Source organism: Paracoccus sp. M683 (assembly GCF_007096355.1).
In the GTDB taxonomy this organism is placed as follows: domain Bacteria; phylum Pseudomonadota; class Alphaproteobacteria; order Rhodobacterales; family Rhodobacteraceae; genus Paracoccus.
In genome coordinates this window covers 354,176-376,931 of the sequence record NZ_VKDF01000004.1, presented here as the reverse complement: position 1 = coordinate 376,931, position 22,756 = coordinate 354,176, and the positions used below count along the sequence as shown (strand labels likewise).

The 22,756-nt window shown below is 64.4% G+C and carries 26 protein-coding genes; 10 read left to right on the top strand and 16 right to left on the bottom strand.

The genetic code is table 11. The features are described from left to right. Positions 1 to 159 precede the first annotated feature (159 nt). Together FNJ84_RS08600 and FNJ84_RS08595 are read right to left on the bottom strand one after the other, a co-directional pair. Positions 160 to 1,026 carry a M48 family metallopeptidase gene (locus FNJ84_RS08600; RefSeq protein WP_143792677.1) on the bottom strand — a complete coding sequence of 289 codons (867 nt, stop codon included), beginning with the start codon at positions 1,024 to 1,026 and terminating at the stop codon, positions 160 to 162. Between the two features lie 72 nt (positions 1,027 to 1,098). Continuing rightward, entirely contained in the window at positions 1,099 to 1,329 is a 231-nt protein-coding gene (locus tag FNJ84_RS08595) for a hypothetical protein (protein WP_255471112.1), read from the bottom strand. Between the two features lie 75 nt (positions 1,330 to 1,404). On the opposite strand from FNJ84_RS08595, the gene FNJ84_RS08590 reads away from it, so the two are divergent. Continuing rightward, on the top strand, positions 1,405 to 2,952 hold the full coding sequence (locus tag FNJ84_RS08590; RefSeq protein ID WP_143792675.1) for an ATP-dependent RecD-like DNA helicase: 1,548 nt from the start codon (positions 1,405 to 1,407) through the stop codon (positions 2,950 to 2,952). A gap of 40 nt (positions 2,953 to 2,992) precedes the next feature. On the opposite strand, the gene FNJ84_RS08585 is transcribed toward FNJ84_RS08590, so the two are convergent. The 3 genes from FNJ84_RS08585 to FNJ84_RS08575 all read right to left on the bottom strand — a co-directional run bounded on the left by FNJ84_RS08585 (position 2,993) and on the right by FNJ84_RS08575 (position 4,980). Further along, the gene (locus FNJ84_RS08585) at positions 2,993 to 3,505 is read right to left on the bottom strand and encodes a hypothetical protein (protein ID WP_143792673.1); all 513 of its coding nucleotides are present in this window, start codon (positions 3,503 to 3,505) and stop codon (positions 2,993 to 2,995) included. A gap of 104 nt (positions 3,506 to 3,609) precedes the next feature. Next, positions 3,610 to 4,404 carry an EcsC family protein gene (locus FNJ84_RS08580; protein WP_143792671.1) on the bottom strand — a complete coding sequence of 265 codons (795 nt, stop codon included), beginning with the start codon at positions 4,402 to 4,404 and terminating at the stop codon, positions 3,610 to 3,612. Positions 4,405 to 4,464: 60 nt separating this feature from the next. Continuing rightward, positions 4,465 to 4,980: a GNAT family N-acetyltransferase gene (locus tag FNJ84_RS08575; protein ID WP_143792669.1), complete on the bottom strand. Its 516-nt coding sequence runs from the start codon at positions 4,978 to 4,980 to the stop codon at positions 4,465 to 4,467. 144 nt (positions 4,981 to 5,124) lie between these two features. On the opposite strand from FNJ84_RS08575, the gene FNJ84_RS08570 reads away from it, so the two are divergent. Next, complete coding sequence (locus tag FNJ84_RS08570) at positions 5,125 to 5,727, top strand: flavin reductase family protein (protein WP_143792667.1); 603 nt, start codon at positions 5,125 to 5,127, stop codon at positions 5,725 to 5,727. Further along, entirely contained in the window at positions 5,724 to 6,257 is a 534-nt protein-coding gene (locus FNJ84_RS08565; RefSeq protein ID WP_143792665.1) for an adenine phosphoribosyltransferase, read from the top strand. Before FNJ84_RS08570 ends, FNJ84_RS08565 begins: the two co-directional genes overlap by 4 nt. 74 nt (positions 6,258 to 6,331) lie before the next feature. Here the strand turns inward: FNJ84_RS08565 and FNJ84_RS08560 are convergent, their stop codons facing one another. The 4 genes from FNJ84_RS08560 to FNJ84_RS08545 are packed head-to-tail and all read right to left on the bottom strand — an operon-like array spanning position 6,332 to position 10,251. Beyond that, positions 6,332 to 6,913, bottom strand: coding sequence for a GNAT family N-acetyltransferase (locus FNJ84_RS08560; protein WP_143792663.1), 582 nt, complete (start codon positions 6,911 to 6,913; stop codon positions 6,332 to 6,334). Next, positions 6,913 to 8,190: a pitrilysin family protein gene (locus FNJ84_RS08555; protein WP_255471110.1), complete on the bottom strand. Its 1,278-nt coding sequence runs from the start codon at positions 8,188 to 8,190 to the stop codon at positions 6,913 to 6,915. Before FNJ84_RS08555 ends, FNJ84_RS08560 begins: the two co-directional genes overlap by 1 nt. Then, positions 8,187 to 9,569: a threonine synthase gene (gene thrC / locus FNJ84_RS08550; protein WP_143792661.1), complete on the bottom strand. Its 1,383-nt coding sequence runs from the start codon at positions 9,567 to 9,569 to the stop codon at positions 8,187 to 8,189. Before thrC ends, FNJ84_RS08555 begins: the two co-directional genes overlap by 4 nt. Positions 9,570 to 9,579: 10 nt before the next feature. After that, positions 9,580 to 10,251 carry an SURF1 family protein gene (locus FNJ84_RS08545; protein ID WP_143792659.1) on the bottom strand — a complete coding sequence of 224 codons (672 nt, stop codon included), beginning with the start codon at positions 10,249 to 10,251 and terminating at the stop codon, positions 9,580 to 9,582. A gap of 286 nt (positions 10,252 to 10,537) precedes the next feature. On the opposite strand from FNJ84_RS08545, the gene FNJ84_RS21950 reads away from it, so the two are divergent. After that, on the top strand, positions 10,538 to 10,696 hold the full coding sequence (locus tag FNJ84_RS21950; protein ID WP_185968462.1) for a hypothetical protein: 159 nt from the start codon (positions 10,538 to 10,540) through the stop codon (positions 10,694 to 10,696). A 24-nt stretch (positions 10,697 to 10,720) separates the two neighbouring features. Next, positions 10,721 to 11,008 carry a hypothetical protein gene (locus FNJ84_RS08540; protein ID WP_143792656.1) on the top strand — a complete coding sequence of 96 codons (288 nt, stop codon included), beginning with the start codon at positions 10,721 to 10,723 and terminating at the stop codon, positions 11,006 to 11,008. 118 nt (positions 11,009 to 11,126) lie between these two features. Here the strand turns inward: FNJ84_RS08540 and FNJ84_RS08535 are convergent, their stop codons facing one another. The 5 genes from FNJ84_RS08535 to coxB are packed head-to-tail and all read right to left on the bottom strand — an operon-like array spanning position 11,127 to position 14,670. Then, positions 11,127 to 11,927 carry a cytochrome c oxidase subunit 3 gene (locus FNJ84_RS08535; protein ID WP_143792654.1) on the bottom strand — a complete coding sequence of 267 codons (801 nt, stop codon included), beginning with the start codon at positions 11,925 to 11,927 and terminating at the stop codon, positions 11,127 to 11,129. A gap of 27 nt (positions 11,928 to 11,954) precedes the next feature. Continuing rightward, positions 11,955 to 12,518 carry a cytochrome c oxidase assembly protein gene (locus FNJ84_RS08530; protein ID WP_143792652.1) on the bottom strand — a complete coding sequence of 188 codons (564 nt, stop codon included), beginning with the start codon at positions 12,516 to 12,518 and terminating at the stop codon, positions 11,955 to 11,957. Then, a complete protein-coding gene (locus tag FNJ84_RS08525; protein ID WP_143792650.1) occupies positions 12,515 to 12,766 on the bottom strand; it encodes a hypothetical protein in 252 nt (83 codons plus the stop codon). Before FNJ84_RS08525 ends, FNJ84_RS08530 begins: the two co-directional genes overlap by 4 nt. After that, positions 12,767 to 13,687, bottom strand: a complete 921-nt coding sequence (cyoE, locus tag FNJ84_RS08520; RefSeq protein WP_143792648.1) for a heme o synthase — start codon at positions 13,685 to 13,687, stop codon at positions 12,767 to 12,769. 8 nt (positions 13,688 to 13,695) lie between these two features. Further along, positions 13,696 to 14,670, bottom strand: coding sequence for a cytochrome c oxidase subunit II (gene coxB, locus FNJ84_RS08515; RefSeq protein WP_143792646.1), 975 nt, complete (start codon positions 14,668 to 14,670; stop codon positions 13,696 to 13,698). A 170-nt stretch (positions 14,671 to 14,840) separates the two neighbouring features. Here coxB and tldD point away from each other — a divergent pair, with 170 nt between their 5' ends. From tldD to topA, 4 genes are all read left to right on the top strand, one after another. Next, positions 14,841 to 16,262 carry a metalloprotease TldD gene (tldD, locus tag FNJ84_RS08510; RefSeq protein ID WP_143792644.1) on the top strand — a complete coding sequence of 474 codons (1,422 nt, stop codon included), beginning with the start codon at positions 14,841 to 14,843 and terminating at the stop codon, positions 16,260 to 16,262. A 76-nt stretch (positions 16,263 to 16,338) separates the two neighbouring features. Then, the gene (gene dprA, locus FNJ84_RS08505) at positions 16,339 to 17,553 is read left to right on the top strand and encodes a DNA-processing protein DprA (protein WP_143792642.1); all 1,215 of its coding nucleotides are present in this window, start codon (positions 16,339 to 16,341) and stop codon (positions 17,551 to 17,553) included. 146 nt (positions 17,554 to 17,699) lie between these two features. Then, positions 17,700 to 18,089 (top strand): VOC family protein, encoded by a 390-nt coding sequence (locus FNJ84_RS08500; RefSeq protein WP_221931948.1) that lies wholly within the window; start codon positions 17,700 to 17,702, stop codon positions 18,087 to 18,089. Positions 18,090 to 18,157: 68 nt separating this feature from the next. Continuing rightward, positions 18,158 to 20,842, top strand: a complete 2,685-nt coding sequence (gene topA / locus FNJ84_RS08495) for a type I DNA topoisomerase (RefSeq protein WP_143792641.1) — start codon at positions 18,158 to 18,160, stop codon at positions 20,840 to 20,842. A 52-nt stretch (positions 20,843 to 20,894) separates the two neighbouring features. Here topA and FNJ84_RS08490 read toward each other — a convergent pair whose 3' ends face one another. Next, a complete protein-coding gene (locus FNJ84_RS08490; RefSeq protein WP_143792639.1) occupies positions 20,895 to 21,464 on the bottom strand; it encodes a TetR/AcrR family transcriptional regulator in 570 nt (189 codons plus the stop codon). A gap of 64 nt (positions 21,465 to 21,528) precedes the next feature. Between FNJ84_RS08490 and FNJ84_RS08485 the strand changes: the two genes are divergently transcribed. Then, entirely contained in the window at positions 21,529 to 21,954 is a 426-nt protein-coding gene (locus tag FNJ84_RS08485; protein WP_143792637.1) for a VOC family protein, read from the top strand. Here FNJ84_RS08485 and FNJ84_RS08480 read toward each other — a convergent pair. Continuing rightward, positions 21,927 to 22,661: a prephenate dehydrogenase gene (locus FNJ84_RS08480; RefSeq protein WP_143792635.1), complete on the bottom strand. Its 735-nt coding sequence runs from the start codon at positions 22,659 to 22,661 to the stop codon at positions 21,927 to 21,929. The two genes, FNJ84_RS08485 and FNJ84_RS08480, sit on opposite strands and share 28 nt — an antisense overlap. Between the last annotated feature and the right edge of the window lie 95 nt (positions 22,662 to 22,756).

The following is a 22,756-nucleotide window of genomic DNA, read 5'->3' as shown; positions in this document are numbered from 1 at the left end:
TTTTCTCGTCGTAATTTCAGACAGCGTGACAGCAAGTTAACTTTGCGTAAAGCGCAAAACTGCCCGTCAGATAGGCAGTGACGGGATGCTGCGGACCTTGCCTGACATCCCGTCGATCAACGCCAGATTGTGCAAGCCCATGCTCTGCGGCTGTCCGGGTCAGAACATCTCGCCATGACGCGCAAAGCCCTCGCACTCGATGTCGCGCAGGGCCTTGTATCGCTTGACCATGACGGCGTGACTGGACATGGCGTTGCTGGCGCGGACCCAGAATTCGCGATGCTCGGCCTCGCATTGCGCAGCCCAGGCATCGGCGTCGACGCCTTGATGCATCCAGGGGCCGACGGCCAGCAGGCGAACGGCGAGGGCGTGGTTCGGGCAGACGGCCATCGCCAGCCGGTCGGCGGAATATTCCTGCGCGCGGGTTGTGGCCAGGCCCGGCAGCAGCATCAGGTTCGGCACCATGCCAATGACGATGCGCCACAGCGAGACATGCCGCAGCCTGTGATGCGCCAATTCATGCGCCAGCACGAACTCGACCACATCGGGCGCGGTCGGCAGCAGCATCGCGATCTCGGCATGGATGACGACATAGCGGTTGCGGCGATTGCATTCCAACGCATAGGCGTTCACCACGCCATTGCCATTGGTCAGGTAAAGTCGGGGCATCCGGCGCATGTCCAGCCGCTGACCCAGATCCTGATACAATGCGAAAAGCTGGGGAAATTGCTGCGGGCCGACGAGAATCGCGTTCGATTTGGCCTGCGCGGCCATGTAGAAGCGATAGATAAAGAAGGCAAGCGGCGCCAGCGGCAGCAGCAGCACGAAGGAAGACGTATCCAGCAGATCGGTGGCATCCTGCTCGGTCATGCCCGCCTCGACCAACCCCGAATGGCCCATCAGCGTCAGCGTCAGCCCGATGGCAAAGGCCAGGACCGTGATCGCCACCGACAGCCAGATCATCGGCATTTCCCACCGATGGCGAAAACGGGTGAAGTCGCGGGACGAAGGGGAATTGGCACACATCTGAAAGATCCTCACGGGTAATGCGCGCCCGCTATGCGCCGGACTGCGCGAAGTCAACACGATCCGCGCGGCTCAGATCTTGCGCCCGTCGGTTGCGGCATAGCGGCATTTCCATTCCTTCACCCGGTCATTCGGATGGGCATTGACCCATCGGGCCAGCTCGTTCTGACCTTCCAGCAGGCAGGTGAACAGCCCGTTTCGTTCCTCGAACAGCAGGCTGTGGGGCTGGCAGACATCCGGCGCGGTGGCCAGGCAGGTAATGAAGAACAGCTCGATCATGGCGGCGCCTCCCGGCGGCATCATAGACCATCCACAGGCGCATGCGAGGAAATGATGCCGCACCCTTCGCTTTCCCGTCGGCGCGGTCTATCAGGGGGCATGACTGCCCTTGCCGCCGTGCCCACCCTTTCCCCCGATCAGGCCGAAGCCTGGGACGCGCTGGCCGAAGCCTTTGCCAGCGCCGGCATCGACCTGACCGCCGAGGAAATCATGCCGCCCCAGCCCGGCAAGGGTCGGGTGATGGCGGTGATCGGCAAGGCCGGGTCAGGCAAGACCCTGATGCTGGCCCAGATCACCCGCGCCCTGCGCGAAGCCGGGGTCGAGGTGATCAGCGGCGATTACGAGGGCAAGCGCCGCAAGGACCGCCGCACCGTCGCCATTCTGGCCCCGACCAACAAGGCGGCTTTCGTGTTGCGCATGCGCGGCGTCCCGGCGACCACGATCCACCGCATTCTGTATACCCCGGTCTATGACCCAGAATATGAAAAAATCGCCGACTGGCTGGCCGGCAATGGCGAGCGTCCCAAGGTCGAGGGGTTGACCGACGACGCGCTGGACCGGGCCAAGGCCTTTTACGATCAGCATGCCAGCATTCCCGGCGCGCTGGCGGCGGCGGGGCTGCGGGGATCGGATTTCATCAAGGGCTGGAAACGGCGCGAGGATGGGCTGGATGTCGGGCTGATCGACGAATCCTCGATGCTGGACGAACGCCAGTTCGAGGATCTGCGCGAGATCTTTCCCACGCTGGTCCTGTTCGGCGATCCGGCGCAGCTGGCCCCGGTCGGCCAGTCGGGCGAGATGGTCTTTGACCGGCTGGCCAACTCGCAAAAGCTGATCCTGAATCGCATTCACCGGCAGGCAGGCGACAGCCCGATCCTGGATCTGGCCCATGCGCTTGCCGACGAGGCGCTGGATTTCGCCGGGTTCGAACGCCTGATCCGCCAGGCGGCGGCCAGCGATCCCCGCGTGATCTGGGCCGAGCGCGTGGAAAGCGACCTGATGGCGCGCAGCCCGGTTCTGGTCTGGCGCAACGCCACCCGCATACGGCTGATCCACGCTTTCCGCATGGCTTATGGCGCACCGGGCGACGCCCTGCTGCCGGGCGAGCCGCTGATCTGCGACGGGCTGGAACTGCCGCTGAAGCACCGCAAGAAGCGTATCGACCTTGAGGCGCGGGGCCTGATCAAGGGCGCGCAGGTCGTTTATCTGGGGCCGGGCAAAAAGCCGGGCTTTTCGCGTCTGCACGTGATCGGGGCAGAGGATCCGCGCCTGTCAGCGGCCAGCATCATCAAGATCGAGATGCCCGATATCGAAGAGCCGTTCATCGCATCCGCCGCACATATGGGCGCGGCCTTCCTGCATGGCGCGGCGGTCACGATCCACAAGGCCCAGGGCAGTCAATGGCCCGATGTGCAGGTCTTTGGCCCCGATATCAGCGCCGCCGCCTGGTCCAACCGGACCGAGGCGGGCATTCCCCTGTGGAAGCGGCTGGCCTATGTCGCCATCACCCGCGCGCAGGAACGGCTGCTGTGGATCACCCGGCCGCGGCTGGCGCGCCCTTCGGCCGCGCTTGGCACCGACGATCTGGATGCCCCGGCCGCCCCACTGACGCTGCAAGCCGACGGGGACGAGGGCGAGGCCGGTTGACGATGGGTCAGTGGCGGGCCGGCGGCGGGTCAGTGGCGGCTCAGCTGCTTTTGGCGGCCTTTGCAAGCTCGCGGGCCTTGCGCTTGACCTGACCGCGCCCAGCGGCCCACAGCATCAGCGTGTTGCAGAACAGGCCGAACCCACCGACGACCAGCAAAAGCGGCATCAGCGCCCGGCCCACCATGCCGTTCTGCATGGCATAGCCGTCGATCTGGTAAAGCGCACGGTCCAGATAGCCCCCCTGCCATGCGGCCAGCAGCGCCATCAGCAACAGCAAGGTCGAGGTCAGCCCGAATTTCAGCGCATAGCCCCAGCCAGGTTCCTGGCCGGTCTGCTTGAAATAGTCATTCCCCGCTGGCACCGGCGCATACATCATCACGATCAGCACCATCAGCCCGCCCGGATAGGTAATCTGTGTATAGGTCGCCAGTGCCCACAGCATGCCATAGCCAACCGCCACCCCAAGGATCAGCGTGACGGCATAGATGACAAGCAGCCGGCCCAGGCTGGCCGGACCGGTGGGTTCGGATTGGGTGGCGTTCTGATCGGACATGATGAAACGGGCTCCGGACAACTATGGCGTGCACATAGCCCGATCACGCCGGCGTCGAAAGGCGGCCTCAGCGATTATGTGCACCGGGCGGCGCAATACCGCCTTCAGGCCCGGCGCAGACGGCGGGGGGCCTGGATCCGCTCGATCGACAGGCGCAAGGCCTCGGTCAGCGCCTCGGCCGGGATTCCGGTTTCGCGGGACAGGCGCAGGATGCCGAAATGAACCCGCGCCAGTTCCTGATAATAGCGCGCAAAGGTATAATTGATCGAGGCACCGGCCACCGCACCAAAGATCGGTGTGGCCTGCGCGGCCAGCTTTTGCCCCAGCACCGCGGCAAAGCGGGGCGCGACACGGGCGATCAGCCCCTGCACCGTCTGTCCGGTGATCGACATCCGCGCGGCCAGCAGGCCCAGATCGGCGCCGTCATCCTCGGCCATGGGGCCGCCGGCGGCGAAGATACGCAGGCATTCGGTGCGCACCTCGTCGGATTCGGGGTCAAAGCCGTGTTCTTCAGCGATTTCCAGCATGGCGCGCAGAAATGTGGTGATGGTGAAAGGCAGTTCGACCACGGCGCCGGGCAGCCCGGCAAGGCCGCCCGCCGCGCCGGATGCGGTGCTGAGCATGCGGTTGAACCACTCGCCCCGGTCGCGCAACACGCGGCGCGAGCTGCCGGCGGCATTGAAAGCACGGGTCAGCCCGCTGCGTGTCAACTGATCCAGCCGCCCCCGGACAACAGCCGGCAAGCGTTCGATCAGATGTTCGGCGCTGGTGCCGATGGTGTTCAGGATATCCATCCCAAACCCGCCCGCATCGACATAGCGCCGGGCCAGCCGGTCAATCTCGGCATGCACCGAGGGGTCGTTGATGGGGGGCAGAACATGCTGCTGCAAAGCCGTCATCCACAATCCATTCCTGTTGTCGGGCCGGGGTCGGCCCTTTGCAGATATGGGGGCTTTGGGCTATTCCGCCAGTCCTGCCTCGGATATCGGGCCGTCCTCGCGCGTCACCTTGCCCCTGACATCAACCCAGGCATCATCCCAAAGTTCCAAACCAAGCACCCGGTCGGGATTGGTCGGCGGTGGCATTTCCACCCCGTCCAGCCGCACGAAACCGAACCGGCTGTAATAGGGCGCGTCCCCCACCAGCATCACCCGCGACCAGCCGGCAATGGCTGCCTGTTTCAGACTTTGCAGCATCAGCAGCGCACCCAGCCCCTCGCCCTGCGCGGTCGGGTGCACGGCGATCGGCCCCAGCAGCAGCGTCTTGCGCCCGCCCACGCGCACCGGCCAATAGCGGATCGCCGCCAGCAGGATCTGATCCTGTGTGCGCAGCGTCAGGCACAGATCGGCCACCTTCGGCACGCCATCGCGCAGCCGATAGGACGACAGCGCCGTCCGGCCCGGCGCGAAACACAGGTCGTAAAGCGCCTCGACCTCGTGAAAATCGGCCTCGGTTTCGGGTCTGATCTGATACATGTGCCTTTCATCCGGTCTCGGCGGCCGATTACCACGACAGGCGCGTGGACTGAACCCTGCATGCCGTAAAATCCACCGATGACGTGAAAGATTGCAGCGCGGTCAAAGCGATGGCATCGTGGCGCGAATACGAGGGAGCCACGAATGTTCTATCAGCCCGAGGCCGGACACGGCCTGCCCCACAACCCTTTCAACGCCATTGTCGCGCCCCGGCCTATCGGCTGGATCTCGACCAAGGGCGGGACCGGCGACAATCTGGCGCCCTATTCCTTTTTCAACGCGGTCGCATATGTGCCGCCACAGGTGATGTTCGCCTCGACCGGGGCCAAGCCCGATCGCAAGGGCACCAAGGACAGCGTGGCCCAGATCGCGGAAACCGGCGTCTTTTGCGTCAATATCGCCGCAGGTGATGATCGGCAGCGGATGAATGCCTCATCCGCCCCCCTGCCCGCGGCGACCAGCGAGTTCGAGGCGGCGGGCATTCCCTCGGCGGCCTGCCGGACCATCGACTGCCTGCGCGTGGCCGATGCGGTGGCGGCGCTTGAATGCCGGATGACGCAGATCGTCCGGCTTGCGGGCGAGGCGAATTTCGCCGTTTTCGGCGTGGTGACGGGCGTGCATCTGCGCGACGATTGCATCAGTGAGGGCCGGTTCGACCCGCGCCCCGCCGGTGGCTGGCTGGCCCGTCTGGGCTACAAGGACTATACCGCCGTCACCGACCTGTTCGAGATGGACCGCCCGAAATGACGAAAACCGTCAAGGAATATATCCGCACCATCGCCGATTTCCCGCATGAGGGGATCATGTTCCGCGATGTGACCACCCTGTTCGCCGATGCGCGCGGTTTTCGCATGGCCATCGACCAGTTGCTGCACGCCTATGCCGGGATGCCGATCGACAAGGTGGTCGGGCTGGAGGCGCGCGGTTTCATCCTGGGTGGTGCGATCGCGCATCAACTGTCGACGGGTTTCGTGCCGATCCGCAAGAAGGGCAAGCTGCCCGGCCCGGTGATTTCCGAGGCCTATCAGCTGGAATATGGCGAGGCGGTGATGGAGATCCATGACGACGCCCTGAAACCGGGCGAGCGCGTGCTGATCGTCGATGATCTGCTGGCGACGGGCGGCACCGCCGAGGCCGGAATCAAGCTGTGTCAGCGGCTTGGCGCCGAGGTGATCGGCTGCGCCTTTGTCATCGACCTGCCAGAACTTGGCGGCCGGGCGCGACTGGAAAACCTGGGGATGGACGTGCACGCGCTGAGTGCCTTTGATGGCGCGTAAGCAGGCGTCCTCGGATGCCTCCGGCGGGGATATTTGGACACGGCTGATGGAGAGGTCGGGCAGAGCCTGCGGGACTAGCGCACTTCGGTGCGGCCGCGCCGGTCGCCGCGCAGGTTGGCGTAAAGCACATGATTGCGCCAGCGGCCGTTGATTTGCAGAAAGCTTTGGGCGACGCCCTCGTATTTGAAGCCGCATTGTTCCAGCACCCCGCGCGAGGCGGCATTTTCTGGCAGGCAGGCGGCCTCGACCCGGCTGAGGTCCAGCGCGGTAAAGGCATGGTGGGTGACGGCGCGGATCGCCTCGCGCATATAGCCCTGGCGGGCGAAGGGCTGGCCGATCCAATAGCCGATCACGCCCATCTGCGCCGGGCCACGGCGGATATGGTCCAGCGTGATCGCCCCCACCAGCAAGCCGTCGCGGCGCAGGATGAACAGCGGCAGCGCCGTGCCGCCCTTGCTGGCGCGTTGGGCCCAGTAGACCCGGTTGGTAAAGCTTTTGCGGGTCAGGTGGTCATCGGCCCAGACCGGTTCCCAGGGGGTGAGGAAATCGCGGCTTTTCTGGCGCAGGGCCGTCCAGGCAGCGAAATCGGAATGGGCAGGCAGGCGCAGGATGATCCGCTCGGCTTCCAGACGGACCGGACGGCGGCGCAGGAACATCAGGCGGCAAGCCTTTCGGCAAGCGCCTGACGCGATGGGGCGGCATCGACGGGGCCATATAGCGCCAGCGCGGGCTGCGGATTGGACAGCAGCCGTTGCGCGTGATCACGGATCTGGACGGCCGAGACGGCGGCGATACGGGCGGCGACCTCGGCCGCATCGGGGACACGTCCCCAGATCGCCAGGGTCCGGGCCAGACGCTCGGCCTGATTCGAGGGGCTTTCCAGCCCCATCAGCAGGCCGGCGCGCAGCTGCGCCTTGGCGCGGGCGATCTCGGCCTCGGTCAGGCCGTCGGCCGCGCGGCGCAGCTCGTCCATGGTCAGGGTGGCGAGGTCGTGGATATCCTCGGCCCCGGTGCCGGCATAGATGGTCAGCATGCCGGTATCGTCGTGAAACCCCGACTGTGCGAAGATCGTGTAGCACAGGCCACGTTCCTCGCGGATCTTCTGGAACAGGCGCGAGGACATGCCCCCGCCAAGCGCATTGGCGAAGATCTGGGCGGCGTAGAAATCATCCGAGCGATAGCCCGGCCCTTCCAGCGCCAGCGCGAAATGGGCCTGTTCCAGCGGTTTCAGGTGACGCGCCTCGGCGCCCTGCCAGCGGGCCGGGTCGCGTTGGGCGGAATGGCGCGGGGATAGGTGGCCAAATGCGGCTTCGGCCAGGCGGGTGATCCGGTCGTGATCGACGGCACCGGCGGCCGCGACGATCATCTGGCCCGGCCCGTAATGTTCGGTGACGAAGCCTGACAGATCGTTGCGGGAAAAGCCGCTGACGCGTTCGGCCGGGCCAAGGATCGTGCGGCCGATGGCCTGATCGGGGTAGGCGGCTTCCTGAAGCCAGTCAAAGATCACATCATCGGGCGTATCCAGCGCCTGACCGATCTCCTGCAAGATCACGCCGCGTTCGATCTCGATCTCGCGCGGGTCGAAAACCGGGTTCATGACGATGTCGGAAATCACGTCGAATGCCAGATCGACATCGCTTTGCAGCACACGGGCGTAATAGGCCGTCACATCGCGCGAGGTATAGGCGTTGATGAAGCCACCCACGTCCTCGATCGTTTCGGCGATCTGGACCGCGCTGCGCCGCGCCGTGCCCTTGAAGGCCATATGTTCCAGGAAATGCGCGATGCCGTTCTGTTCGACCCGTTCATCGCGCCCGCCCGCGCCGACCCAGACCCCAAGCGCGGCCGAATGCAGCCCCGGCATCAGCCGCGTGACGACACGCAGCCCGTTGGGCAGGGTAGAAATGCGAAGGTTGGGGTCGGTCTGGGTCAAGCGGATCTCCGTTCAAGGATCAGCGATTTAAGTGCCGCATTGTCGTTTTCAACCCGTGTGACACGTTCGGGCAAGTCGAAAATCTGCGCCATATGCGGCGGCAGGTCCGGGCGGGTGCCGATGGCGGCCTGCACCGCATCGGGGAATTTCGCCGGATGGGCCGTCGACAGCGTGATCATCGGCACGCCCGGTTCGATATGATCGCGGGCAACCTTCACGCCGACAGCGGTATGAGGGCAGATGATCTGGCCGGTTTCCTGACGGATGGTGGCGATCATGTCGCGGGTCTCGTCCTCGCTGACCCGGCCCGAGACATATTGATCGCGCAGGCTGTGCAGCGCGCCCTGGCTGATGGTGAAGCCGCCGGATTTCAGTTCCGCCATCAACTGCCGGATCGCGCCCGCATCGCCACCATAGGCCAGATACAGCGCGCGTTCGAAATTGGAACTGATCTGGATATCCATGCTGGGGCTGATCGAGGGGTGAACCTCGCCCATGCGGTATTCGCCCGTGGTCAGGGCGCGGTGCAGGATGTCGTTCTGATTGGTCGCCACCACCAGCCGGCGGATCGGCACGCCCATGGCGCGGGCGATGCTGCCGGCGAAGATATCGCCGAAATTTCCGGTGGGGACGGTGAAATCGACCTCGCGATGGGGCGCGCCAAGCGACACGGCAGAGGTGACGTAATAGACGATCTGGGCAAGCACCCTGCCCCAGTTGATGCTGTTCACGCCAGCCAGCCCGACCTGATCGCGGAAGGCATGGTCGTTGAACAGATCCTTCAGCCGGGCCTGGCAATCATCGAAATGCCCGTTCAGCGCCAGCGCATGCACATTGGCATCGTCGGGCGTGGTCATCTGGCGGCGCTGCACCTCGCTGACGCGGCCATGCGGGTAAAGGATGAACACATCCACGTTGGGCAGGCCCCGGAAGGCCTCGATCGCGGCGCTGCCGGTATCGCCGGAGGTCGCGCCGACAATGGTGATGCGTTGGCCACTGCGCGCCAGTGCGATCTGGAACAGCTGGCCGATCAGCTGCATGGCGAAATCCTTGAAGGCCAGCGTTGGCCCGTGGAACAGTTCAAGCAAGTGATGGCCGGGGGCAAGCTGGATCAGTGGCGCGCGGGCGACATGGCGGAAACCGGCATAGGCGCGGGCGATGGCGCCTTGCAATTCGTCGTCGGAAAAGCTGTCACCAGTAAAGGGTTTCAGTACGCGGAAGGCGGCATCCTCATAGGACAGGCCTTCCATCGCGCCGATATCGGACAGGGCCGGCACCGTCTCGGGCAGATACAGACCGCCATCGCGGGCAAGCCCGGTCAGCATGGTCTGTTCAAAGTTCAGAACCGGGGCCTCACCCCGCGTCGAGACGTAACGCATCCGCTATCCCCTAGTATTTGCGCTGCCTGATACGCCAGATCAGACCGGCTGTCATCCCCGCCCAGGCCACCGCGATCATGAACCATTGCACGGCATAAGAGAGGTGGTTGTTGGGGATACCCTCGATCGCGACGGGAATGGGTTGCACCCCTTGCGCGTCGCCCCGCACGAAACTGGCAACCACCAGGATCGGCTGCGTTCCCAGTTGCGCCGCCATGGCGGGCACGTCGCGGGCGAACCAGATGTTTTCCGACAGGTTGGGGTCGGGCGTGCTGCTGCCTTTTTCGTCGGGCCAGTGAAGGTTGCCGGTGATGTCCAACCGGACAGGTGGCCGGGGGGCATGGCGGTCGTCCTGCGGGACGAAACCGCGATCGACCATGATCCGCCGTCCGTCATCGGTGACGAAACCGGACACGATCTGATAGCCGCCGCCCTGTTCCTTGGTGCCCGACAGCACGTCGATTTCCTCACCGGTGGTCATGCCGCTGACGGTGACCGGGTCGTATTTCATTGACGGATCGGGATTCGCGGGAAGCGGCACCGGCGCGGCGTCGATGCGGGATTGGATGCGGGCCAGCATATCCTCTTTCAAGTCAAGGCGTTGCAACTGCCAGACGCCAAGCCAGACAAGGATCGCCGTGCCAAGGACACCGAGGATCAGGGGGAAAAGATAGCGTTTCATGGCAGCGTTCTAGGCCCGATTGCGGGGCTGTGCCAGAGGCGGCGTGCTGCGTGATCCTTCGCGCGCAGCAAGGCGCATGGCATTGCGCAGATAACCCGTCCGGCAGGGGCGGAAAGGATCGGTCATGCCGCTTGGGACCGATCTTGAACCCGACACAAGGCCTGCACCCGCACCCGCACAGCGCGTTGCTGCGCGCCGGCAGTCCTGGGCGGTGCGGGCGCCACGTCTGTTGCGAATGATCAGTATACCATTCCGACATCACGCATCATAAGGTCGCAGACCTTTGTTGTTTTACAAGGGGCTGCGCGAGATGTCTGGACCAAAGTTATTCGGTTACTGGATCGCTGTTAAAGATGCGGCCAGTGCGAAAGAAGCCGTTCGCATGTCAGGCCTGCCCGTTCTTCTGATGGGCGCGAATGCGGCGTTGCTGGCACTGATGGCTTAAGTTCAACCTGACCCCGACGCAGTGATGTTGGGCCTCAGGGCAACAGCAGCCATTTTGCTGATCGCATTGGCTTTTCGACGACGCTCAGGGCATGCGGCATGGATACACATCGCGTTGCTGCTCTGCGCTGTATTCCTGGATGCAAATGCCCTGCTGTCATACATTGAATGGCATTTGGCCGGGCAAACCCGAATCGGAATCGCCCGGCTTGTGGCCGGCTGGATCGTCCCGATCATCTGCCTGATCCTCGCGATCGGTGGCTTTCGGGGCTGGCGATGGATGCGCGCAAATGCGGTCAGCCTTTCCTTCTGACCGACGTGAATGACCGCTTCTCTCACAAGGGCCGGCGAAGCCGTATCCCGACATCACCAAGAAGAAAGGCGCGGAGTTTCCCCCGCGCCTCGGTTCAATTTATTCGTGGCAGCGCTGCTTAGCGGCCCCAGATATAGATCGCGAAGAACAGGAACAGCCAGACCACGTCGACGAAGTGCCAGTACCAGGCAGCGGCCTCGAAGCCGACATGATTTTCCTGCGTCATCTGACCACGCTGGAAGCGGACAAGGCAGACCAGCAGGAAAATGGTCCCGATGATCACGTGGAAACCGTGGAAGCCCGTGGCCATGAAGAACACGGCGCCATAGACGTTGCCACTGAGACCGAAGGCCGCGTGGCTGTATTCATAGGCCTGAAGGATGGTGAAGAACACGCCCAGCACAACAGCGATGGCCAGGCCCCGGATCGTGGTCTTGCGGTCATTGTCATGGACAAAGGCATGGTGCGCCCAGGTCACGGCAACGCCCGACAGCAGCAGGATCAGCGTGTTGATCAGCGGCAGATGCCAGGGGTCAAAGGTTTCGATCCCGGCGGGCGGCCAGACGCCGTCCTTGATCGGGCTGTCCGGCCCCATCGGATAAAGCGCGTTCTTGAAGAAGGCCCAGAACCAGGCGACAAAGAACATCACCTCGGACATGATGAACAGGATGAAGCCGTATTGCAGGCCGATGCGGACAACCGGAGTATGGTCGCCCTCTTCGCCTTCGTGGACGACGTCAGCCCACCAGGCGAACATCGTGTAAAGAACACCGGCCAGGCCCATCAGGAACATCCAGGGGCCATGATCCTGCATCCACATCACGCCACCGAACAGCATGACGAATGTCGATACGGCGCCGATCAACGGCCAGATCGACGGCGGTAGGATATGGTAGTCGTGGTTCTTCGCGTGCGCCATGTTCAGCCCCGTCGTTCCTTTTATTCGTCAGTTTACGGCTTCGGCGGGCGCTGCGTCCAGCGCTGCCTGCTTGGGTTCCGTGCGGTGGAAGGTATAGGACAAGGTGATGTCCCGCACCCATTTCGCGTCGCGGTCGCCCACCAGTTCCGGGTCGACATAGAAGCTGACCGGCATTTCGATCCGCTCGCCCGGCTGCAATGTCTGCTCGGTAAAGCAGAAGCATTCGACCTTGATGAAGTAATATCCGGCCACCTCGGGCGCCACATTGAAACTGGCGGTGCCGGTGATCGGCTGGTCCGAGGTGTTGATCGCCTCGTAAAAGGCCAATGCGTTCTCGCCGATCTTCAGTTCCATCTTGTTCTGCATGGGACGGAAGGTCCAGTCGAGATTGTTGTCGACATTCGCGTCAAAGCGGACGCGCACCACCTCGTCGATGACCGTATCCGAGGGCTTTTCGGCGACCTGGGTGGTGCCGCCATAGCCGGTCACCTTGCAAAACCAGTTATAGAAGGGCACGGCAGCCCAGGACAGCGCCCCCATCAGCACCACGACGCCGACCAGCATGCTTACTGTGCGCTTTTCACGGGTCATTGGCTGTCCTCCGGCGCGGCGGTGACTGCGGGCGCGGCTTCGGTCGCGGGTTCTTGGGACGCCGGCTCTTCGCGCGGCAGTTCCGAGACGCGCGGCTGATGGTCGAACCCTTCCATCATGTCACCACTCTGCACCTTCACGATGGTCAAGGCAAAGACAAGGACGACAAAGGCGATCAGCACCAGCCCCAGGCCGACATTGCGCGACCGGCGGCGGCGGTGAATTTCATGTTCGGTATGCAGCGCCATCTACCAGCCTCCTCCGATCCAGTGCTGAACCAGCAGCGCAAGGAAATGCAGGAACAGATAGTAAAGCGACAGTTTGAAATAACGCTTCTCGACGCCATAGCCATCGGCCTCGGCCGCGACCTCGTCCCGCTTCAGGATGCGCCAGCCGCCCAGGATGAACAATGCGTTCAGCAGCACCGAAACGGCCATGTAGAACGCCCCGCCAACCGAGGTCAGCCCCAGCCAGATCGCGAAAGGCGCCAGCACCAGCGTATAGGCAAAGATGTGGCGGCGTGTCGCCGCGCGGCCGTGGGTAACGGTCAGCATCGGCACGCCGGCCTTGTGGTAATCTTCCTTCATGAACAGCGCCAGCGCCCAGAAATGGGGGGGCGTCCAGAAGAAGATCAGCGCAAACATCAGCACCGATTCAAGGCTGATCCCACCCGTCGCACAGGCCCAGCCAATCATCGGGGGGAAGGCGCCTGCCGCCCCGCCGATCACGATGTTCTGCGGCGTCGAGCGTTTCAGCCAGATCGTATAGACCACGGCATAGAAGAAGATGGTAAAGGCCAGAAACCCGGCCGCGAACCAGTTCGCGACCAGCCCCAGCATCATCACCGAAAGGCCCGACAGCGCCAGCCCGACGGCCAGCGCCTCGGGGCGGGCGACTCGGCCAGCCGGGATCGGCCGGCCCGCCGTGCGGCGCATGACCGCGTCGATATCGGCGTCATACCACATGTTCAGCGCGCCCGACGCACCGCCGCCAAGCGCGATGAACAGCACCGCGCAGAAGGCCACGAAAGGATGGACATGCACCGGCGCGATCCACAGCCCGACAAAGGCCGTGAACACCACCAACGACATGACCCGAGGCTTCAACAGCGCGACATAGTCGCCAAACTCTGCCTCGGGGGCGCCTTCATATGTGTGAATATCCGCCATCGGCCGGTTCAGTTGCCGGCCGGCGCGGCTTCGCCTTCGGCGGCGGGTTCTTCAGCAGCCTCTTCGGCGGCGACTTCCTCGACCGAGACCTCGGCCGCGGCTGCGGCGCCGGCGGGCACCTCGGCCTCGGCAACGGCCTCTTCGTCACCCAGCGTGCCGCCCTGCTCGGCGACCCAGGCCTCGAACTTGTCCTGCGAAACGGCCTTTACCACGATCGGCATGTAGGAATGGTTGATGCCGCAAAGCTCGCTGCACTGGCCGAAATAGATGCCCTCTTTTTCGACATTGAACCACAGCTGCGCGATCCGGCCCGGCACGGCATCCTGCTTGACGGCAAAGGCCGGGACGGTCCAGGCGTGGATCACGTCGTTGGCGGTGACCTGAACCAGAACGTCCTTGCCCACCGGCACGACAACGGCGGTATCGGTCGCCAGCAGATGTTCGTCGGGCGCATAGCCGTAATCGGCCAGTTCGTCCTCGGCCAGCATGATGCTGTCGAAGCTGAGGCCGTTATCGGGATATTCATAGGACCAGTACCACTGGTTGCCGATGGCCTTGATCACCAGGTCGGGGTTCGCCGGCATTTCCTGCGAATAGAACAGTCGCGGCAGCGAAAAGACACCGATGGTGATCAGGATCAGCACCGGCACCAGCGTCCAGGCGATCTCGATCGGGGTGTTGTGGGTGAACTTGGCCGGAACCGGATTCACCCGGCTGTTATAGCGCAGGATCACGATCAGCAGCAGCGCGCAGACAAACACGGTGATCACCGCGATGATCACCAGCACGAAGTGATCCAGCCATTGCTGCTGTTGGGCGATCTCGGTCACTGCCGGCTGAAAGCCCATCGCGCCATTCACGGGCTTGCCGATTGTCGGCAGCTCGCCCAGCACGTCTTGCGCAAAGCCGGCTGTCGCCGCCAATCCACCCGCCGCGAAACCTGTTACTGCCGCGGTTGCACGGCGAATCATCGCTTTTGCCATCGTCCCATCCCGTTGCCTTGGCGCGGCCGGCGGGCCGCGCATGGGTCAAGGGCCGCCACCGGCCGCCCCTTTTCCTTGCTCAGTGACCGTTCTATGACCATATCTCAGCCGATCCGGCAAGACGTAGGAATGTCTTGGCAACGAATTTTCCGGCCCAAAAGGACCTTTCCATGCCGCGCAAGCCCTTTTCCCCCTTCGAAGATCACCTGGACCGCGATGCCGCACTGGCGATTTTGCAGGATGCGGTCGCCGGGGCCGAGGATGGCGAGTTGTTCATGGAACGCTCGACCGCCGAGACATTGGTGTTCGACGATGGCCGGCTGCGGAATTCGGGCTATACCGCCCAGCAGGGGTTTGGCCTGCGCGCCGTTCGCGGCGAGGTGACCGGCTATGCCCATTCGACCGATATTTCGCTGCCAGCGCTGCGCCGTGCCGCCGAAACCGCGCGACTGGCCGTGGGCGCGGGTGGTGGCATTCTGGCCGATCCGCCGGCGCCGCGCGGCCCCGATCTTTACGCGCCGCTTGACCCGGCCGGAAATGTCACCATTGCCCGCCGCATCGAAACCCTGCGCGCAATCGACGCCTATGCCCGCGCCGCCGATCCGCGGGTGGTGCAGGTCACCGCCTCGATCTCGACCTCGCTGCAAGAGGTGGCGATTCTGCGCCCCGAGGGCGGTCTGGTCACCGATATCCGCCCCATGGCGCGACTGAATGTCGCAGTCATCGTCGAAAACAATGACCGCCGCGAATCCGGTCATGCCGGTGGCGGTGGTCGGATCGGCATTGACGGGCTGGTGGATCCCGCCCATTGGCGCGGCCTGGTGGACGAGGCACTTCGCATCGCGCTGGTCAACCTGCGCTCGGTTCCGGCGCCTGCGGGGGTGATGGACGTGGTGCTTGGCCCCGGCTGGCCCGGCATCCTGCTGCACGAGGCCGTGGGTCACGGGCTGGAGGGTGATTTCAACCGCAAGAAAGCCTCGGCCTTTGCCGGGCTGATGGGGCAGCGTGTGGCCGCCCCCGGTGTCACCGTGGTCGATGACGGCACCATTCCCGACCGTCGCGGCAGCCTGTCCGTCGATGACGAGGGTACGCCCCCTGCCCGCAACGTGCTGATCGAGGACGGCATTCTGGTGGGCTATATGCAGGACCGGCAGAATGCCCGGCTGATGGGCGTGGCCCCGACCGGCAACGGTCGTCGCGAAAGCTTTGCCCATACGCCCATGCCACGCATGACCAATACCTATATGCCCGGCGGCGATGCCGAGCCGGCGGCGATTCTGGCCGACCTGAAGGATGGCATCTATGCCGTCGGCTTTGGCGGCGGGCAGGTCGACATCACCAATGGCAAGTTCGTGTTCAGCTGCACCGAGGCCTATCGCGTGAAAGATGGCGTGGTCGGCGATCCGATTCGCGGCGCCACGCTGATCGGCGACGGGGCCACCGCGCTGCGGCAGGTCCGCGCCATCGGAAACGACATGGCGCTGGACCCCGGCATGGGTAATTGCGGCAAGCAGGGGCAATGGGTACCGGTCGGCGTGGGCCAGCCCACGCTGATGATTGGCGGCCTGACGGTGGGCGGATCAGCTGCCTGAGAATTTCTTTTCCGCGCTAACCTGTTGTTAACCATTGCCGCGCTAAACCTTGTTCCAGGATGAGGCGAGGGCAGTGATGACGATAGGAACGTTTTCTTTCGACACCCCCAACACCCCACCCACCGCGAAGGAAGATGATCTCAGCTTTCTTCGCCTCATCCGCTCTCGCCGGGTTGGTCCGGCGACATTTCATCGCCTGATCGGCGAACATGGCTCGGTCGCGGCGGCGCTGGATGTCCTGCCGGGACTGGCCCGCGATGCCGGCATCGACAGCTATGAAACCTGCACCGAAGGCATGGCCGAGGCCGAACTGCGCGCCGGTCGTCGTGCCGGGGCCAGGCTGATCCGCTGCGATCATCCCGATTACCCGGCGGCGCTGCGCGAGATCGACGACGCGCCACCGGTGCTGTGGCTGCGTGGCGACCCCGGTTGGCTGAATGGCAGCTGCATTGCCGTGATCGGGGCGCGCAATGCCTCGTCCCTTGGGTTGCGCATGGCACGCGGCATGGCCGCCGGCCTGGGCGAGGCCGGGCATTGTGTCGTGGCGGGACTGGCCCGAGGCATCGACACGGCCGCCCATAACGCAGCGCTGGCAACGGGCACGGTTGCGGTGATGGCCGGTGGTATCGACAAGATCTATCCCGCCGAGAACGTGATTCTGGCCGCCCAGATCGCCGAGAAGGGCGCCTTGCTTTCCGAACAGCCGCCAGGGGTCGAGCCGGCAGCCCGACATTTCCCGATGCGAAACCGCATCATCAGCGGCTTGTCCCATGCCGTCGTGGTGATCGAGGCCGCACATCGGTCCGGCAGCCTGATCACGGCCAAGAACGCGCTGGATCAGGGGCGCGAGGTGATGGCGGTGCCGGGGCATCCGATGGATGCACGTGCCGCCGGCTGTAACGCGCTGATCCGCGATGGCGCGGTTCTGGTCCGCAGCGCCGCTGATGTCATCGCCGCCGGCAAAGGCATGCAGGATCCTGCCGGCCCAACCGCGTCGGCCATCCCGACCGCGCGTCATGCCGCCGCACCCGCCGGACTTGCCAGGCGGCAGATCCCGCCTGTCCCGTCGCAGCCGCAGGCCATGACAGCGCCGTCACGGCCGCGCGATTCGGGCGGCCCTGTCAATCTGGAGGCGCGGATCATGGCATGGCTGTCACCCAGCCCCAGTGACGAGGATGATCTGATCCGTCGCCTCGGCGTGCCGGCATCAATCGCCAACAGCGCAATCCTGTCGCTGGAACTTCAGGGGTTGCTGACGCGGCTTTCTGGCGGCCGGCTGGCGCGCAGCTGACCGCATCGGCCCTGTTTCCGCCCGCCAGCCCGGCAACCCGCCAGCCCGCCATTGGCACTTGACCGATCCGGGCCTGATTTTCCTGCTGGCGCATCCCGTGTATGACCGGGGCAAGGCACCAAGGACCAAGCGGCGGGGATGCAACGATGATGACAATCTCGGGTCTGGACCATCTGGTGCTGACGGTCCGCGACATCGACCGGACCGTCGCGTTCTATCGCGATGTGCTTGGGATGACGCCGCGGCAGTTCGGCGCCGGTCGGCTGGCGCTGCATTTCGGTCGGCAGAAGATCAACCTGCATCTGGCCGGTCACGAATTCGAACCCAAGGCCGCCAGCCCCCTGCCCGGTTCGGCCGATCTTTGCTTTCTGGTGGATGGCACCGCCGCGACGACCCAGACCGTTCTGACCCGCGCGGGCATCGCCATCGAGGAAGGGCCGGTGCCGCGAACCGGCGCCGCCGGGCCGGTCATTTCCCTCTATCTGCGCGACCCCGATGGCAACCTGGTCGAGCTTGCTCATCCGGCCGGGCCGTAACCCCCGGTTGACAGCGCCCGTCATGCTGCCCATGTTCCCGGCCCAATTGCAGTGCCAAGAGTTTGCCCATGCCCGTCGTTGTCGTCGAATCCCCGGCCAAGGCCAAAACCATCGAGAAATATCTTGGCGGCGACTATCGCGTGCTGGCCTCTTTCGGCCATGTCCGCGACCTGCCGCCCAAGGATGGCAGCGTCGATCCCGATGCCGATTTCAGCATGAAATGGGAGGTCGCGTCAGACAGCAAGAAGCACCTGAAGGCGATCAAGGACGCGCTGAAGAATGACCAGAACCTGATTCTGGCCACCGACCCCGACCGCGAGGGCGAGGCGATCAGCTGGCACCTGCTGGAGGCGCTGCAATCCTCGTTGAAAAAGGGCAGCGAGGTGAACCGCGTCACCTTCAACGCCATCACCAAGAATGCCGTGACCGAGGCCATGGCCAATCCCCGCAAGATCGACCAGCCGCTGGTCGATGCCTATCTGGCCCGGCGCGCGCTGGATTATCTGGTCGGTTTCAACCTGTCGCCGGTGTTGTGGCGCAAGCTGCCGGGCGCGAAATCTGCCGGTCGGGTGCAATCGGTCGCCCTGCGCGTCATCGTCGACCGCGAGATGGAGATAGAGGCCTTCAAGGCCCGCGAATACTGGTCGGTCCATGCCCGCCTGGCCACGCCCGGCGGCGATGAATATGACGCCACGCTGACCAGTCTGGCCGGCAAGAAGCTGGATCGTTACGACCTGCCCACCGCTGACACCGCCGCCATGGCTGTCAGCGCCGTGGCCAGCCGCGATCTGCGCGTCACCGAGGTCAGCGCCAAGCCCGCCAGCCGCAATCCCTGGCCGCCCTTCATGACCTCGACCCTGCAACAGGAAGCCAGCCGCAAGCTGGGCATGGGTGCCAAGGCCTGCATGTCCACCGCGCAGCGCCTGTATGAGGCGGGGTATATCACCTATATGCGGACCGACGGCATCGACATGGCACCCGAGGCGGTGATGTCGGCGCGCGATGCGATCAAGGCCCGTTTTGGCGCCGATTACCTGCCGAAATCGCCGCGCATGTACAAGAACAAGGCCAAGAATGCGCAGGAGGCGCATGAATGTATTCGCCCGACCGACATGATGCTGTCGCCCGACAAGCTGAAGGTCTCGGCCGATGATCAGCGGAAGTTGTACGACCTGATCTGGAAGCGCACCATCGCCAGCCAGATGGAAGCCGCGCGGATGGAACGCACCACCGTGGAAATCGCCAGCGCCGACGGACAGGTCGGTCTGCGTGCGACCGGGCAGGTCATGCTGTTTGACGGTTTCCTCAGGGTCTATGATCAGGGCCGCGACGATGACGAGGGCGAGGATGGCAACCGCCTGCCCGCGATCACGCAGGGCGAAGCTGCCCGCAAGGTCGCCAAGGCCTTTGACGATGAACTGACCCGCGCCCGCGACAAGGGCGGCGACCTGCCCGATGCGCCCAAGGGGCAGTTGACCGCGCCCGGCATGCTGGCCGATGACAGCGCCGCCACCGCCGCACGCCAGCATTTCACCCAGCCCCCGCCCCGCTATACCGAGGCCACGCTGGTCAAGCGGATGGAAGAACTGGGCATCGGGCGCCCCTCGACCTATGCCAGCATCGTCACCACGATTCAGGACCGCGACTATGTCCGCAAGGACAAGAACCGCCTGATTCCCGAGGATAAGGGCCGGTTGGTCACGGCCTTTCTGGTCAAGTATTTCCCGCGCTATGTCAGCTATGACTTCACTGCGGATCTGGAAAACGAACTGGACGAGATCAGCGCCGGCGACCTGATGTGGCGCGAGGTTCTTGGCCGGTTCTGGCGCGATTTCACCAAGGCGCTGGAAGGCACCAGCGAGTTGCGCATCAGTGAGGTGTTGCAGGCGATCGACGACGCGCTTGCGCCGCATCTGTATCCGGCGCGCGCCGATGGCGGCGATCCGCGCGAATGCCCGCTGTGCCATCAGGGCCGGCTGAACCTGAAAACCGCGCGGTCGGGCGGGGCTTTCATCGGCTGCACGCGCTATCCCGATTGCCGCTATACCCGGCCGCTTTCGGCGCCCGATGGCGAAGAGGCCATGGGTGATCGTATCCTGGGTGACGATAATGGCGACGAAATCAGCCTGAAATCCGGGCGCTTTGGCCCCTATGTCCAGCGTGGCGATGCGACCGAGGAAACCCCCAAACCGCCCCGCGCCTCGCTGCCGAAGGGCTGGGATCCGGCCAGCCTTGATCTGGAACGCGCGCTGATGCTGCTGAACCTGCCGCGCCCCATCGGCCCCCATCCCGATGATGGCGAACTGATCGAGGCCGGGATCGGGCGCTATGGCCCCTATGTCAAGCACGGCTCGAAATATGCCAACCTGCCCGAGGTCGATGAGGTGTTCACCATCGGCATGAACCGCGCGGTCGAGGTGCTGGCGGCCAAGCAGACACGCGGCCGGGCTGCGGCTGCCGCGCCCCTGCGCCAGCTTGGCGATCACCCCGATGGCGGCGTGATTCAGGTGATGAATGGCCGCTATGGCCCTTATGTCAAATGGGAAAAGGTCAACGCCACCCTGCCCCGCGACGTGACGCCTGACGACATTACCATGGAACAGGCGTTGGAACTGATCGCGGCCAAGGCGGCGAAAGCGCCGGCGAAAAAGGCGACCGCAAAGAAAGCCGCTGCCAAGAAACCGGCTGCAAAGAAGCCGGCCGCCAAGAAAACCGCCAAGAAGGCCCCCGCCAAGGCCAAGACAGACAGCTAGGGGCCACACGCCCCGCTGAAAACCATGGCGGCAGACACGGTCTGCGGACCTTTCAGGCAGTCACGCGGGCGATCAGATCCTCGATCCCGGCCTGATAGGGTTCGGGCCTAGCGCCTTCGGCGATGCGCAGTGCGGCGCGGTCGAAGCCGGCTGACAGCATGTCGGCCAGGGCCGACAGCTTGGCCGGGTCACTGCCGGGCAGCGCCTGCGCCAACCCCTGTGCCAGCGCCCCGCCGCCAGTTGCGCCGTCGATCCGCGCCATTTCCGACGGGCCAAGCACCGCCGGCCCGTCGATCAGCAGGATGCGCACCCGCCCCTTGTCGGCCATCGCCTGAAACCACAGGCGTGCACCCTGGCGCAGGGCCAGCGGCCCATCGGGCAGCGCCGCCAGAACAGCCGCCACCGCCTGCGCCTCGGCCCGGACAACCGCTTGGAACAACCCGGCCTTGTCCCCGTAGTGATGGGTGATTGCGCCGCGCGTGACACCCGCCAGTTCGGCGATTTCGGGCGCACCGACACCAGCATAACCGCGATCCGCAAACAGCGCGCGCGCAGCACCCAGCAAGGCCAGTTGCGTCGCTGCGCGGCGGTCCGCCTGCGTCCGGCTGGATTTTTCTTGCATATATACACCGTGCATGTATTTTACATACATCAAGTATGTTTAATTTGAACAGGAGTGTCCAGCCATGAAATGCACCCAGTACTACCCTGTCCTGATGACCGATGATGTTGCCGGTAGCGCCACGTTCTTCACCCGGCATTTCGGTTTCACCCCGCAATATCAGGATGAATCCTATGTCCATCTGCAAATGTCCGATGATCCTTCGGTCAATCTGGCCATTCTGAAGGGCGATCACACGACCATTCCGGCCCAGGGCCAAGGTCGGGCCTCGGGTCTGTTGCTGAATTTCGAGGTCGAGGATGTCGATGCGATGCACAGCCGCCTGACGCGCCAGGGCCTGACCCCGATCCAGCCCCTGCGCGACGAGGATTTCGGCCAGCGCCATTTCATCCTTCAAGGCCCTGAAGGCGTGCTGATCGACGTGATCACACCCATTCCCCCGACCGAGGCTTTCGCAGCCGGCTATTCCGCCGAGGCGCTGCCGGGCTGATCGTCGGCGAGTGCCGCTGCAATCTCAAGAAAGCGCCGCCGCATCGGGCTGGCATGGGGATTGTCGGTCAGGATCGTCTGCAACAGCTCGGGCGAATCGGCCTGCACCATGCCGGCGGCCAGCGCCACATGGCGAAAGCTGGCCGTCGTCAGACGCTGCGGCAGCGGCCCCAACTGGCCAAGGCTGCGGGCGATCAGATGGGTCAGACCCTGGACCATCGCCATTTCCCGATCATGCTGGTCGGGCGTGGTGAAAACGACCTGCAACCCAAGCCAACGCAGGAAAGCGGCCAGGCGGCGATGGCCCCTGCCCCTTAGGGGGCACCAGGCAATCCGCTGCCCCGCCAGCCCGTCACGGGCGCTTTCGGGGCCGAACAGCGGATGGCTGGCGACGATCTGCACATGTGCAGGCAGTATCCTCTGCATCAGCTGCGCCGGATGAATCTTGACCGAGGTGACATCCACCACCGTCGCGCCGGGACGCAGATGCGGGGCGATGCCCATAAGCACCTGTTCCAGCTGCGCCAGCGGGACCGCAATCAGGACGATGTCGCAGGTTGCGGCCTGCGTCAGTTCCACCTGGGGCAGGTCGTTGGCGCGAATGGACGGATCGCAGATGCAAAGGCGCAGATGATCGCGCAGATGGCGGGCTGCAAGCTGGCCGAAGGCACCGAAACCGATGATGGCCAGGCTGGGTTGGGGTGACATGGAACGACCTTTCGGACTGGCGCAAGGTCGTGGTGTGTTGCTGATCGTCAACCGCCGGGCCCCCGCGCGGTTGACATGGCTCTGCCCCCGCTATT